The organism is Haloferax volcanii DS2 (assembly GCF_000025685.1).
Lineage (GTDB): Archaea > Halobacteriota > Halobacteria > Halobacteriales > Haloferacaceae > Haloferax > Haloferax volcanii.
The window spans coordinates 1,482,241-1,495,135 of sequence record NC_013967.1; the positions used below are offsets into that span (position 1 = coordinate 1,482,241).

General features: G+C 66.4%; 14 protein-coding genes. 7 read left to right on the plus strand and 7 right to left on the minus strand.

Annotation, left to right across the window (positions count from 1 at the left end):
- Positions 1-86: 86 nt before the first annotated feature.
- From HVO_RS12455 to HVO_RS12465, 3 genes are all read right to left on the minus strand, one after another.
- Positions 87-773, minus strand: coding sequence for a dolichyl-phosphate hexose transferase (locus HVO_RS12455; RefSeq protein WP_004041505.1), 687 nt, complete (start codon positions 771-773; stop codon positions 87-89).
- Between the two features lie 75 nt (positions 774-848).
- Complete coding sequence (locus tag HVO_RS12460; protein ID WP_004041506.1) at positions 849-1,202, minus strand: hypothetical protein; 354 nt, start codon at positions 1,200-1,202, stop codon at positions 849-851.
- 102 nt (positions 1,203-1,304) lie between these two features.
- Positions 1,305-2,060, minus strand: a complete 756-nt coding sequence (locus tag HVO_RS12465; RefSeq protein WP_004041507.1) for a ribonuclease H-like domain-containing protein — start codon at positions 2,058-2,060, stop codon at positions 1,305-1,307.
- A 122-nt stretch (positions 2,061-2,182) separates the two neighbouring features.
- Here HVO_RS12465 and HVO_RS12470 point away from each other — a divergent pair, with 122 nt between their 5' ends.
- From HVO_RS12470 to HVO_RS12480, 3 genes are all read left to right on the plus strand, one after another.
- The gene (locus HVO_RS12470) at positions 2,183-2,887 is read left to right on the plus strand and encodes an SOS response-associated peptidase (protein ID WP_004041508.1); all 705 of its coding nucleotides are present in this window, start codon (positions 2,183-2,185) and stop codon (positions 2,885-2,887) included.
- A 1,368-nt stretch (positions 2,888-4,255) separates the two neighbouring features.
- Positions 4,256-4,702, plus strand: coding sequence for a DUF5805 domain-containing protein (locus HVO_RS12475; protein WP_004041509.1), 447 nt, complete (start codon positions 4,256-4,258; stop codon positions 4,700-4,702).
- Positions 4,692-5,741 carry a tyrosine-type recombinase/integrase gene (locus HVO_RS12480; protein ID WP_004041510.1) on the plus strand — a complete coding sequence of 350 codons (1,050 nt, stop codon included), beginning with the start codon at positions 4,692-4,694 and terminating at the stop codon, positions 5,739-5,741. The genes HVO_RS12475 and HVO_RS12480 overlap by 11 nt, the downstream gene beginning before the upstream one ends.
- 71 nt (positions 5,742-5,812) lie before the next feature.
- Here HVO_RS12480 and HVO_RS12485 read toward each other — a convergent pair whose 3' ends face one another.
- Entirely contained in the window at positions 5,813-6,196 is a 384-nt protein-coding gene (locus tag HVO_RS12485; protein ID WP_004041511.1) for a RidA family protein, read from the minus strand.
- A gap of 188 nt (positions 6,197-6,384) precedes the next feature.
- Between HVO_RS12485 and HVO_RS12490 the strand changes: the two genes are divergently transcribed.
- Together HVO_RS12490 and HVO_RS12495 are read left to right on the plus strand one after the other, a co-directional pair.
- The gene (locus tag HVO_RS12490; RefSeq protein ID WP_004041512.1) at positions 6,385-7,005 is read left to right on the plus strand and encodes an ArsR/SmtB family transcription factor; all 621 of its coding nucleotides are present in this window, start codon (positions 6,385-6,387) and stop codon (positions 7,003-7,005) included.
- Between the two features lie 42 nt (positions 7,006-7,047).
- Entirely contained in the window at positions 7,048-8,040 is a 993-nt protein-coding gene (locus tag HVO_RS12495; protein WP_004041513.1) for a hypothetical protein, read from the plus strand.
- On the opposite strand, the gene HVO_RS12500 is transcribed toward HVO_RS12495, so the two are convergent.
- The 3 genes from HVO_RS12500 to HVO_RS12510 all read right to left on the minus strand — a co-directional run bounded on the left by HVO_RS12500 (position 8,017) and on the right by HVO_RS12510 (position 11,940).
- Positions 8,017-8,913, minus strand: a complete 897-nt coding sequence (locus HVO_RS12500) for a hypothetical protein (RefSeq protein WP_004041514.1) — start codon at positions 8,911-8,913, stop codon at positions 8,017-8,019. The genes HVO_RS12495 and HVO_RS12500 overlap by 24 nt on opposite strands.
- Positions 8,914-8,988: 75 nt before the next feature.
- Complete coding sequence (locus tag HVO_RS12505) at positions 8,989-10,953, minus strand: coiled-coil domain-containing protein (protein ID WP_004041515.1); 1,965 nt, start codon at positions 10,951-10,953, stop codon at positions 8,989-8,991.
- Positions 10,954-11,106: 153 nt separating this feature from the next.
- The gene (locus tag HVO_RS12510) at positions 11,107-11,940 is read right to left on the minus strand and encodes an MBL fold metallo-hydrolase (RefSeq protein WP_004041516.1); all 834 of its coding nucleotides are present in this window, start codon (positions 11,938-11,940) and stop codon (positions 11,107-11,109) included.
- A 211-nt stretch (positions 11,941-12,151) separates the two neighbouring features.
- On the opposite strand from HVO_RS12510, the gene HVO_RS21420 reads away from it, so the two are divergent.
- Positions 12,152-12,274 carry a hypothetical protein gene (locus HVO_RS21420; protein WP_013035294.1) on the plus strand — a complete coding sequence of 41 codons (123 nt, stop codon included), beginning with the start codon at positions 12,152-12,154 and terminating at the stop codon, positions 12,272-12,274.
- 153 nt (positions 12,275-12,427) lie between these two features.
- Positions 12,428-12,877: a TIGR00725 family protein gene (locus HVO_RS12515; RefSeq protein WP_004041518.1), complete on the plus strand. Its 450-nt coding sequence runs from the start codon at positions 12,428-12,430 to the stop codon at positions 12,875-12,877.
- The last annotated feature ends 18 nt before the right edge of the window (positions 12,878-12,895 follow it).

Consider the following 12,895-nt stretch of genomic DNA (forward strand, 5'->3'; position numbering starts at 1 on the left):
GTGCGGTATGGTATCGAAACGCACGGCCGTCGGGAGCCACGTCGGTTCGGAGTCAGAACGGCGGAGAAACCGAACGAACCGCCCGTTCAGAGTCGGAGCCGTTCTTCCAGGCAGACTTTGACGATGGATTTCCCGATGGCCGCGCCGCCGGCGAAGGGGTCGAGTTTCGTCTCGCCGGCGCGCTCGCGGTAGGGGATGGGAACCTCGGCGATGTTGTAGCCGCGCATCGCGGGGCGGATGAGGAGTTCGGCCGACAGTCCGGTGTTCTCCGTCCACTCGATGTCGTGGAGGAGTTCGCGGCGGTACGCCCGCATGCCGGTGGTCGTGTCGTGGACAGTCGCGCCCATGAGGAAGCTGGCGAGGCGGGCGAACGCGATGTTCCCCGCGCGGTTGAGTCGGGGCATCGTCTCCGCGCCCTTCGTGATTCGGTCGCCGGAGACCACGTCGTAGCCGTCGTTGATGAGGTCGAGGAACTTCGGCAGATACTCCATCGGATAAGTGTCGTCGCAGTCCGTGGTGACGACGACCGGGCGGTCGGGCGCGAGCACCGCGGCCTCGACCGCGACGCCGTACCCCTGCGGCTCCTGTTCGATGACGCGCGCACCCATCTTCCGGGCGATTTCGGGCGTCCGGTCGTCCGACCCGTCCACGCAGACGACTTCGGCGCGCCCGTCGGTAATCCGGTCGATGTCGGCCAACACGGACCCGATGGCCTGCTCTTCGTTGTACGTCCCCATCACGACCGCGAGGTCGTCGAAGGTGTACTCGGTCATTGGACGGGGTTATTGACGGCCGCTCTTGAACTTTTAGGTTTACCAAAACCGAGGAGAGGGACGCGAGCGCCGGAGTTAGCTCAGTCCGCGGCTGTCGGGTTGGTCTTCCAGCTCTTTGGCGTGGTCGACGAGGTAGTCCATGAGGCGGGTCGCCGACGCCTCCACGTCGTCGAGTTCGTCGCTGGACTGCCCGCTGACGCGGACAGAGAGTTCGTAGAGGTCGAGTTCGACGTGCGGGACGGTCTCGTCGCCGTTGCCGTTACCGTTGTCGCGCTCGTCGGTGCCGCCGTCCGCCGCTTCGACGGTCGCGTCGGCGTCGACTGGCTCGTCGCCGTCGGTCGCCTCGGTTGCCTCGGTCGCGTCGTCGGACGACGGGGTCGAATCGGCGGAGTCGTCCGCCTCGGGGTCGGCGTCGGGGTCGTCGGTCATGTGCGGCGCGTCGCTTCGGGGGATGAAAAAAGCGCGGGGTTCCGGCACGCCCGCACGAGTCGGCGGCGCTCGCGCGGGCGCGGGGTCAACTTCTCGCTCGACTCAGGCGAGGTCGGCGTCGAGACCCTCGCAGGCGCGGTCGTGGAGTCTGCCGGTGACCGTCTCCATGAGGCGTTCGAGGTTGACCGCGTCCTCGCGGTTGTAGGAGACGAGCGTGTCGAGCGCCGACTGGTCGCCGCGCTCGTATTCCCGCCAGAGGCGGACGGCGTCGCGCCCGGAGATGTCGGGGCGGTCGCGGTCGATGCCCACGTCTTTCTCGATTTCCTTCAGTCCGCCAGTGAGGTCGAGCGTGCGGCAGGGATACATGAGGTCGACGTGCGGCACGTCGATGGAGACGTCGAACGAGGTTTCGAGGAAGGGCACGTCGAAGCGCGCGCCGTTGAACGTCGCGATGAGTTTCGCGTCGACGAACTGCTCGCGGAGGGCGTCGGCGGTCAGGTCCTCGCCGCTGACGAGCGTCGTGGTCTCACCGTCCTGATAGAACGAGACGGTCGTCACCGAGTCGCGCTCGGGCGAGAGGCCGGTCGTCTCGATGTCGAAAAAGCACGTCTCGTCGCGGAAGTTCTCGTAGAGTCGCCAGCGTTCGCCCGCGGGGAAGCAGTCATCGAAGAACCGCGAGTTACCGTCGTCGAGGTGGGCGGCGGCGTCGGCGATGAACGTCTCGATTCGGTCGCCCGTCTTCGCGCCGACGAGCGAGGCGTCGAACTCGTCCCAGTGGGTCGCCCCGGCCCGCCAGAGGTTCCGCTCCGTCCGCTCGCCCACGCCGCGGACGGGGATGAAGCTGTTCTCGATTCGCATGTCCGACAGGGGGGCGTCGGCAACCCTAAATGCGTCGTCGTGGGCCGGCGGCCGCACTCCCGGCGTGCTCCCGCACTTCCCCCGCCGCGGGCGTTTTACCCGCAGAGCGCGAAGCCGGAGATATGTGCGGCCGCTACACGCTGTTTACCCCACCCGAGGAACTCGAAACGCGGTTCGACGCGACGCCGACGCGCCCGCTTTCGGCGCGGTACAACTGCGCGCCCGGTCAGGAACTCCCGGTCGTGACCAACGACGCGCCCGAGGAGTTCCGCTTTCTGAAGTGGGGGCTCGTCCCCTCGTGGGCCGACAGCGCAAGTGTCGGCAACAACCGAATCAACGCCCGCGCGGAGACCGTCCGCGAGAAGCGGAGTTTCGCCGACGCCTACGAGGCCCGCCGGTGCCTCGTTCCCTCGAACGGCTTCTACGAGTGGGTCGACCGCGGCGGACGCAAACAGCCCTATCGCGTCGCCTTCGAGGACGACCGACCGTTCGCCATGGCCGGCCTCTGGGAGCGGTGGACGGCCTCCACGAAACAGACCGGCCTCGGCGACTTCGGGAGCGGCGGCCCCTCGCGCGAGCAGGAACCGCTTGAGACGTTCACCGTCGTCACGACCGAACCGAACGACCTCGTCTCGGAGCTCCACCACCGGATGGCGGTCGTCCTCGCGCCCGAAGACGAGCAGACGTGGCTCCACGGCGACCCCGACGAGGCGGCCGCGCTCCTCGACACCTACCCCGACGACGAACTCACGGCGTACCCCGTCTCGACGCGGGTGAACAGCCCCGCCAACGACGGCCCCGACCTGATAGAGCGAGTCGAAGCGTAGCGCCGGGTGAAGTCGTTGGCATCCGGTCGTCTCAGTGACTTCGACGCGAACCGGCCGGGTTCGACGGGACCTCGAATTTCCCGAGCTCGGTCGAACCCGAGAACCAGAATTGTGTATAGCGAAATAGAATATACGAGTCTCGAATCGGACAAACCGCCAGCGACCGAAGCGTTCAGAGAATCGGGGATTGAGTCGCGCTAACGAGGAAAATCGGAGTTCCAAGGGACGATAGTGCTTGGGTCGTCAACGCCGCAAGTGACAGCCACGTCGCGCTCGCGGCTCGGGTGGTTCGTATCGCAGTCGGAAGTACAGCGGTTGCGGGGACGCGGCCGCGAGTCCGGTCGTGCAGACGGAGTGCGGCGTCGCATTCGAAATTCGAGACGGTCCGCCCGAGCGAGCCACCAGCCGAGAGATGGTTCTCGAACGGGTCGTCACCGCCGAGCGAGTGAGTCGTCGGCATCCGGCCGTGAGCGAGACCCGAACCCTCGGATTCACGCAATCCCGTCAGGACGGCCACAGCGCGCTTGAGCGCCGCTCCATCTGAGCGGGGGCCACGCCCCGAGTGACGGTTCTCACCGCGAAGACGAGGGCTGTGAAGGCGTCAACAGAGGCCGAATCGAGCCGCCAAAGACCTCAGTTGGTTCGTCTTCGGGTGGGTTCGGAACGGAGTCACCCGGGTGGTTGCGTGTTCGAATCAGACAACATTCATCAGAGTTCTTCGAGACGACGCCCCACATAATAACAGACAGAGCCGATTCGAAACGAAGCACCGTCCGACGGCATATATTCAGAGACAAATGGCTGATATAATCAGTGAAAATACCGAGTTAATTTAGGTTGAAATATAGCCGTTCGAGAGAACACGGATGGTGCGTCGCTCCGCAAATATATTTCTGTGAAAATAGACAGAAAATATATGGGTAAGTATTCACTCTATGACGGGAGAAATAAAGTGGAGACAAAATCACCGCCATCGAGTTTTTATAATAATTCAGTAACATCGGTTGTGAAATAACTAAACCCGTGTAAGTGGGTTCTCTATGCGTTACTCCGGGAGTAATTGGTTGGAGAAGTACCATCCAAAAATCGGGTGCCATCACAGAAAAGAGACGGTACTGCGTGATATTCGACCTCTCGAAAGCAACTGAATGTTGGCCGAGTCTCAGATTCGCTCGAAACGGCCAAAATCGGCGCTCTCCGGGAGAATCTAATATCCAGAATACTGCATGCAAATTGCCGAAAATACGATTGCAGTATTCGGGATAACACAGACTCGCCGCCGAAAATCCGCATGCACTGCTCAGGATAACTTCTCTTATTCTGGACTGTGCCGGTAGATTGAATATCGGCCCCCGTGTCGGACCGTCCATGAGCGACGAGGTCGACCGTGCGACGGTGCAAACCTACCTCCCGGCCCACCAGAAGGCCGTCTGGAAGGATCACGCGGACCGACTCGGGATGAGCCAAAGTGAATTTGTCAGGACGATGGTACAGGCCGGTCGGCGGGATTTCGACGTTCCGTCGAGGGGCGACGAAGCGGCGACAACCCCGGGGGTTGACGGGGGAAAGACGGGGGACCAGAACGACGGTTCAAATCAGGAGAATGAGAGTGAAAATAACGGCGGGTTCGAGGACCGAATCGTCGAGGCGCTCGCGGCCGATTCGTACCGGTCGTGGGACGACCTCGTCGCGGCGCTGACCGACGACATCGAAGACCGCCTCGAATCGACGCTTCAGGAGCTCCAATCGAAGGGCCGAGTCGTGTACAGCGGGCGACACGGCGGTTACACGCTGGCGGAGCGCGATGGCCGCTGAGCGACCCGCCGACGCGGAGGACCCGGTCGGGTATTTCCTGCAGGATATGACCTATCACGGGAAGACCGACCGGACCCGCGACGCCTACGAGCGCGTTCTCCGAGCGTTTGAGTCGTTTCTCGGCGACCCCTCGCGGAACCCCGCCGGGACGGCCCGGTCGGTCGACGACGCGACTCACCGCGACTGCATGGCGTGGATACACACCCTTCGAAACCGCGATGTCGCGCCGAGCACGGTGGCGACGTACGCCTCCTACCTCCACCGGTTTTACGCCTACATGGCGCAGGTCGGCGCGTTCGACTCCAACCCGATGAGCCTCGTGATGGAGGAGATGGACGAGCGCATCGACACCAACCCCGCTCGACGTGAGCTTTCGGTCCCGCAGATGCGGGGGTTCGTCCGGGACATCGCCCATCCGCTGGACCACGCGCTGGTGGTCACCCTCCTCAAGACCGGGATGCGCGTCGGCGAACTGTGCAACCTCGATCTTCGAGACGTGTCGCTGTCGGCGGAGACACCTCTGGACGATGTATCGACCCGCGCCGCCCTCGACGGTCGCGGGCCGTCGATATACGTCGCCGCCGACCCGAGCGTCGGAAGCGTCACGAACGGCGAGGAGCGAACCGCCTCGAACAAGCGAAAGCGGTCGACGGTCGTCCCCGTCGACGACGAGTTGGAGGCCGTCCTCCTGCGCTGGCTGGCGATTCGTCCGGATTCGCCGTCACCGGCCGAACCGCTTTTCGTCGGCACCGCCTCGGGGTGGGGCCGGCGCTTGGAACCCGACGCCGTCCACCACGTCGTCACCGCTCACGCCGCCGACGCCGGCTGGTACCGGGCGGGCGGCGACCGCGAGGAGAACGTCACGCCCCACTACTTCCGGCACTTCTTCACCACCCACCTTCGGGACCGCACCGGCGACCGCGGCATCGTCAAGTACCTCCGCGGCGACGTTGCCGGCGACATCATCGACACGTACACCCACAACTGGGGCGACAGAGTGCGCGAAACGTACGAATCCAACATTTACTCGCTCCGCTGAGAAGCGTGGCCGCTGTTCGGAGCGCGACTCGTAAACTGTATCTCGCTATATTGAATCTTCGTGTGCGCGACCTATCGTTTGACGCCCGTCGCCTCGATTTGGACGGCGGCGTCGTTCGGGAGTTCGGAGACGCCGACGACGGTCATCGCCGGTCGCCGGTCGTCGAAGTAGGCGTCGTAGGCCGACTCGACGGCGTCGATTCGGTCGAGGTCCGTCGTGTAGACCGTCGTTCGGAGCACGTCGTCCAAGTCGAGTCCCGAGCGGCCGACGGCCGCTTCCACGCGTTCGAGCGCGTTCATCGTCTGGCTCTCGACCGACGGGCGGTCGGCCGCCGTCGGGTCCGGTTGCGGGTACTGCGCGTCGAAAAAGACGAGTTGCAGGTCCCGCTTCCGGGCTCCGAAGCCGGCGGTCGCCTTGTAGTGGTCGCTCTCGTATCGGACCGCATCGCCGTTCATCGCTGTGCCTCCGCGGGGTTCGTTCGAATCTGGTTCACAGTCGTACTACTCCGCGAGCGGCCATCGCCGTGTCGCTAGCATGTACTAATCCACACAGACGTTCGTTGTGTCCGGCGGAGCGAGGCTCAAACGGGCGCTTGACTCATACCGGCCTCTTTATCCGCGGAGCGAGAACGACGCCCGAGACCGTGAGTTCGTTGCTCCCGTTGAAACCCGCCGCAGCATCGGTTCGAGACCGGGGACTGAGCCCGCTTCTCGTCGAACTCGACGACGACGACGCGGACGAGGTCCTGTCGGCGCTGTCGTCTGCCACCGCGAGGCGGCTCCTCGCCGCCGTCTACGACGATCCGCGCCCCGCCTCCGAACTGGCCGACGCGCTCGACACGACGCTCCAGACCGTCGGCTACCACGTCGAGCGACTGGTCGACGCCGAGTTGATAGAGCCCGTGACGACGTGGGTCTCCGCGCAGGGCCGCGAGATGGCCGTCTACGGCCCGACCCGCTCCGCCGTTGTTCTCTTCGCGGGCGCGGAGCGAACCGAATCGAAGCTCTCCTCGGGGCTTCGGACGCTCGTCGCCGGCGTCGGTGTCACGCTAGTCGGAAGCGTCGCCGTGCAGACGCTGTGGACCGCGCGACGGCCACAGGTCAGGTACGCCGCGCCGGCTCCGACCGGTCCCGCCCCCGAACCGGGCGTCGCGGAGTTCGTCTCCGCCTTCCTCGCCGGCCCCGGCGCGCTCGTGTTCCTCGTCGGCGTCGCCCTCGCCGTCCTCGTGAGCCTCGGCGTCGCCTGGACTCAAAGGCGCGCTTGAGCCACACACAGGCGAAAGTGACCCCGACGCGTTGGAGTAGGTGTGCACCGACGAACCCTCCTCGCCGCGGCCGGAACCGGCCTCGCGGCGGCGCTGACGGGCTGTATCGCGAGTGCCGGCGACGGCGCTGACGACGCTGACGACGGAAACTCGACGACCGAATCGACCCCCGACCCGACGCCCGAACCGGTGGATACCGTCTCGGTCGCATCCGGCGAGCGACTCACGACAGTCGTCGGCGACGGTCCCGTGGGCGACGGCGGGGCGCTAAAACCCCACCACATCCGCCTCGAAAACCCGACCGGCGAGTCGTGGACCGCTCGTATCGACGTTTCGCGCCCGCTCGGCGCGGGCCACGCGGAGACCTACGAACTCGACGCCGACGCGACCGTGAACGTCTCGCTCCGCGTTCCCGCCGCCTACGAGGTGACCGTGACCGACATCGACTCGGACGCCGTAGCGACTGAATCGGTCGCCCCCGACGACTTCGACTGTAACCGCTCGTGGACCGCGTTCTCGCCCGGCGACGGCGGTGTCTCGGTCTCCGGCGGGTCGACCCGAATGGCCTGCGGTTCCCACGTCGTCGACGCCGACGACGCGGTCACGGTCGCGCTCGGCGACGGGTCGCTCCCCACCGAGGCCACGAAGCCCCACGGTCTCGCCGTCGCGAACCCGACCGACGTGGCCGAAGTCGTCGAGTTCGCCTACGAGACGCCCGCGGGCGCGGTCGCCTTCGGCGGCGCGTACCGCCTCGAACCCGGCGCGCGGGTCGGTGCATCGCTGACCGAGGTCCGCGAGGTCACGCTTCGCGTCGCTCGGCGGGACGAATCGGGCGAAGGGACGACCGAGGCGGTCACCGTCGACAAATCGCAGTTCGACTGCAACGCGTCGAACACGACCGTCTCGCTCACCGACGACGGCGGCTTCGAGGCGCGGACGCTCTCGACGCTGCTGTTCTGCGGCGACGCGGAGCGGAAAAACGAGTCGTCGGCGGAGGGCGTCGGTCGGCAGTCAGACCTTCAGTTCGGTCTCTAACTCGGGCGACGCGATGGCCCGCTTGACGGTTTCGGCGGCCGGCGTCGCCTCCGCGACGTTCTCCATCAGGACCGTCTCGCTCGGGAACAGGTGTTCACCGAGCACGAGGCCGTGTTCGCGCGCGGTCGACCCGGTCATCGTGAGGTAGACGCCGATGCCGGTCTCCGCGATGGCGGCCTCCTCTTCCGGCGCGTCGTTCGGGTACGCGAACGTCACGTCGTCGAGACACCGCGTCCCGAGGACCGCCTCCACGAGGCGCTCGTAGCGCGGCGAGATACACAGGTCGCCCGCGTAGTCCGCGACGAAGTCGCGGTCGAGTTCGGAGCCCGGCGGGAGGAGTTCGGGGTCGGCCATGAGCGTGTGGTAGACCGTGTCTCCGAGGCCGGAGACGACCCGCACGTCGGTGTCCATCGGGTCGATGCGGGCGTTCACGTCCTCGATGCTCCCGAGCCCTTCGGGGCGAAGCTTGACGACCTCTTCGAGCACGAGGTCGGCGCTGTCGAAGCCGAGGCCGAACTCGTGGGTCCGCAGGGCGCGGAACGGCTCCTCGCGCCCGACGAGGTGGATGTCGACCCCGTCGATTTCGAGGACGACGCTGTCGAAGACGATGCGCCGCGGCATCCCGTCCCGGTCGTCGCGCAGGAGCGTGTACTCCGGCGCGGCCGGGTCCGAGAGGTCGCTGTAATCCGCGAGTCGCTCGTACACGTCGTGTTCCGGCCGGGTATGGCCCTTCGTGACCGACTTCTCGTATCGGAGCGTCGAGGTGATTTCGTCCGCCACCTCGGCGATGCTCTCGGTCGTGGCGAACCGTTCGAGCACCGCTTCGAGGGGGCGACCCTTTCGCGGAACAGCGACGCGCACCGTCTCTGTCATCATCGGAACGTCGGGGCGGCCCGCTAAACAGGTTGCGCTTCGGGAAAACGTCTCTCGGGAGCGCGCTCGGTCGGACTACTCCGCCTCGTCGGTGTCGCCGTCGTCGCCGGCGGCCGGGCCGCCGCCCATGCCGGTACCGAAGGCCCCCGCGAGGCGCTCGCGGAAGGTTTCGAGTTCCGCGACGGTGTCGTCCAGTTCGCGGATGTCGTCGCGCAGCGCCTCGATTTCCTCGTCGGCCGCGGCGTCTTCGACCCGCGATTGAATCTCCGCGAGGCGGTCGTCGAGGGCCTCCCGCGTCTCCACGATATCCCCGTCGAGGTCGGCGATGTCCTCGCGGATGTCCCCGACTTCGTCGTGGAGCGTCGAAGCCTGCTCTGTCGCTTCGGCGGCGCTGGATTCGGCCCCTTCGAGTCGGTCGACGGTCTCGTCGAGCCGACCGGCGATGTCGTCGAGGCGTTCGCGGACCGTCACGAGTTCCTCCTCGCGCTTGGCGAGCGTCTCCTCGACGCTGTCGAGGCGGTCGAAGCCGGCGTCGATGTTTCGCGAGGCGGTTTCGAGCCGCTCGTCGTGGTCGTCGAGTCGGCCTTCGACGGTCTCGAACTGCTCGTTGTGGGATTCGAGCCAGCCGTGGTAGTCGTCGAGGGTGTCTTCGGCGGTGTCGAGGTCGGACGCGAGGCCTTCGAGCCTGCCGTCGTGGTCGTCGAGGCGGCTCTCGGCGTCCGCGACTCGGGTAGCGACGCGGTCGGAGCGGTCGTCGACCGCGGCGATGGTCTCTTCGGCCGCGTCGAGCCGTGAGGTCGCGTCATCGACCGACTCGACCGCGCCGTCGACCATCGAGTCGAGGGCGTCGAGGTCCTCGCGGAACGCGGTCATCTCGGCGCGGAACTCGGAGACGAGGTCGCTCCCGGTCCCCTCCTCGTCGATGAACTCCGCGAGCGCATCGGAGTACGCCGCGATGTCCTCCATCTGCGACTGGAGGCGGCGGATGCGAACGTCGGTACTCCGTCGCGTCTCGGCGTCGACCGCCTCGCGGATGACTTCGAGGTCGTCTTCGTCGGCCGCGCCCGACCGAATCTCGGCGGCGAGCGCCCCGACGAGTCCGTCCGCGTCAGGTGCGGGCGCGCTTCCGGTCGCGCCGGTGTCGGCGTCCGTCTCGGCATCGGCGTCTGCAGCCTCGGCCTCGACATCGACATCGGGCTGTTCGAGGTGTGCGGTCACGGCCGGCGCGGTGTCGGTGGCGACCGCGCGCGGGCCGGTCGATTCGGCGGACTCGTCGTCGGCTTCCCCGTCGTCGCCGAGCACGTCGTCGTCGGGCGAGGGCGTGGAGACCGACTCGTCGCCGTCGTCGGCCGCCTGCGCCTCGGCCGCCTCGGAGTCGGTCTCCCCGTCGTCTCCGCCAGCGAAGGCGGCCGCGAGGTCGCCGTCACTCGGCTCGTCGCCGGCGGCGTCTGCGGTATCTGCGGCGGTCGCGTCCGTCTCGGCGGCGTCGGCTGCTTCGGCCTCCGAGTCGGGGTCGGCGGGCGCGTCGAGGACGACTTCCCCCTCGTCCTCTGGGTCCGCGTCGTCGGCGTCCGACTCGTCGCGGGGCGGGTCGCGGTTGCCCGCGAGCACGTCTCGAACGATTTGACTGCGGTCTTCCCCGAGGATGTCGTCGATGTCGTCGGGGTCGATGCCGCCGTCGACCGGGATGCGTTCGAGCGTCGGCTCTTCGAGGAAATCCGTCTGGTCGTGGCCGTCGGTGATGCGGATGCCGTAGACCGTTACGAGCTCCTCGCCGGGGTCGAGCGTCCGTTCGTACTCGACGCGGTGGTCCTTGTAGGCCGTCCAGTTGTCGCTCTCGAAGTCGGGGTGGAACCCGACGCTCTCCATCGGGAACGACTTCGGGATGCGGTCGATGACTCGGATTCGGGTCGCCTCGTCTCGCGTCGACCTGATGACGAACTTGATGGCGGGAACGGGAAACTCGTCGGCTGCGAAGGTCTTGTCGACCGTGACCTCGCCGTCGGAAACCGATGTAACCCCTTCGGACTCGCGGCTCATGGCCGCCACTTTCCCGACATCCATTATAAAACAACCGGGGCCGCGAAGTCGCCTCGCCGTCGTCTCCCGATTCGACGGTTTCGATGCGGCGGCTGTCAGCCGGCGATGACCGGCGCGGAACGGCCGCCCCGAAAAGGCGGTTCGAACGCGACCTCAGAGGTCGACGCGGTCACCGATTTCGACGAGGTCGAGCGAGCGCGGGGCCTCGAAGCTCTTGGCGTGGTGGTGCAGCACCTTCGGGTCGGCGGTCATGCCCTTCCACATGTCCCAGTGAGTCGGGACGAGGCGGTCGAGGTCGAGGTCGCTCGCGGCCTCGATAATCTGGTTTTCGTCGTTGTACCACGTCGTGCGGACCGGCTCGCCCGTCTCCTTGTCGGGGATGTTGCCGACGGTTCCGAACGCGAGGATGCCGAGGTCGAGGTCGTAGCGCTCCCCGATGCCGGCGAACTCCTCGGCGGGCTTGGTGTCGCCGCCGTGGATGAACGTCCCCGACTCGTGTTCGAAGACGTAGGCGACCGGATGAGACGCGTCGGGGTCGTAGGCGGGTTCGACGTGGACGGTGAACTCACCGATGTCGACGCTGTCGCCCTCCGCGACCTCCTCGAACTGGTCCTCGGAGAGGTCGTAGTCGTCGAACCACGCCTCGTCGTCGTAGGCGACCGAAAGCGAGTCGTCGGGGGCGACGAACGTCGCGCCCGTGTTTTCGAGGATGGGCGCTTGACTCTGCCCGTGAACGTGGTCCGTGTGCTCGTGCGTGGCGAGGACCGCGTCGGCCTCGGTCACGTCCTCGGGGTCGAACGGGACGGGAATCATACGGACCGTCCGCGGCGGGTCGCCGATGCCGACGTACGGGTCGACGAACAGCGTCGTCCCCTCGCTGCCCTTGATGACGAACCCGTTGCAACCCAGATACCAGATGGCAACCGTCTCGGGGTCGGCCGACTCGACCGCGCGCGGGAGCCAGTCGCTCCAGTCGCTGACTGTCATAGAGACGTGTCCTCCCGCCGGGGGACTAAGCGTTGCGCTCTCTCGTCCGACGCGTCCCGACGACCCGACAACAACGACTAGCAATACGCAGACAACCCGCGCATATTTGTGGACGAAATTGTAGCCTACAATAGAAAATAGAGACATATGTGGTGTATAAGGTGTTACCCTGACAAGATGTTTAATGCACCAACTCATGTTGCCAGATACCATGTCAGGAACCCACAAACAAACGGCGAACTTCTCTTCGATGGCTCGGACGATGCGCGCGTGCGGCGCGTGGGAAGCGGTTTCCCCGCTGGACGACGACTCGCGGCGACCGGACGAGTTCTGACGCAACTGAGAACGGCAGTCCGGCTTCGGTCGGGCGATGCGGCCCCGCACTTATCATCTTCGACGCGGTCCGATACCACATGAACGCAGACGCCAGTCTCGGTCGCGTCGAGTGCCGAGGCGACACCACAGCACGCCGAGGAGTGACTTCGCCGTGCGCGTGAGCGTCGTCGGCGGGAGCGTCGTCCCCGACCCGGTCGAAGCCATCGCCGAAGACCTGGGTCGCCTGCTCGCCCAGCGCGGCCACACGGTCGTCTGCGGCGGCCTCGGCGGCGTCATGAAGGCGGCCTGTCGCGGCGCGAAAGACGCCGGCGGCACGACTATCGGCGTCCTGCCGGGCGAGGACCGCGAGGATGCGAACTCCTACGTCGACATCCCTATTGCGACCGGGCTCGGCCACGCGAGAAACGCGCTCGTCGCGATGAACGGCGACGCCGTCATCGCCGTCGACGGCGGCGGCGGGACGCTCTCCGAAATCGGCTACGCCAACGTCTTCGACCGCCCGACGGCCGGCATCAGAACCCAACAGGTCGGCTCGCTAGAGGGCTTCGAGCCGTGCGACTCGCCGGAAGCGGCCGTCGCGTTCGTCGAAGACGCGGTCTGAGCGGGCGGTCGCGCCGCG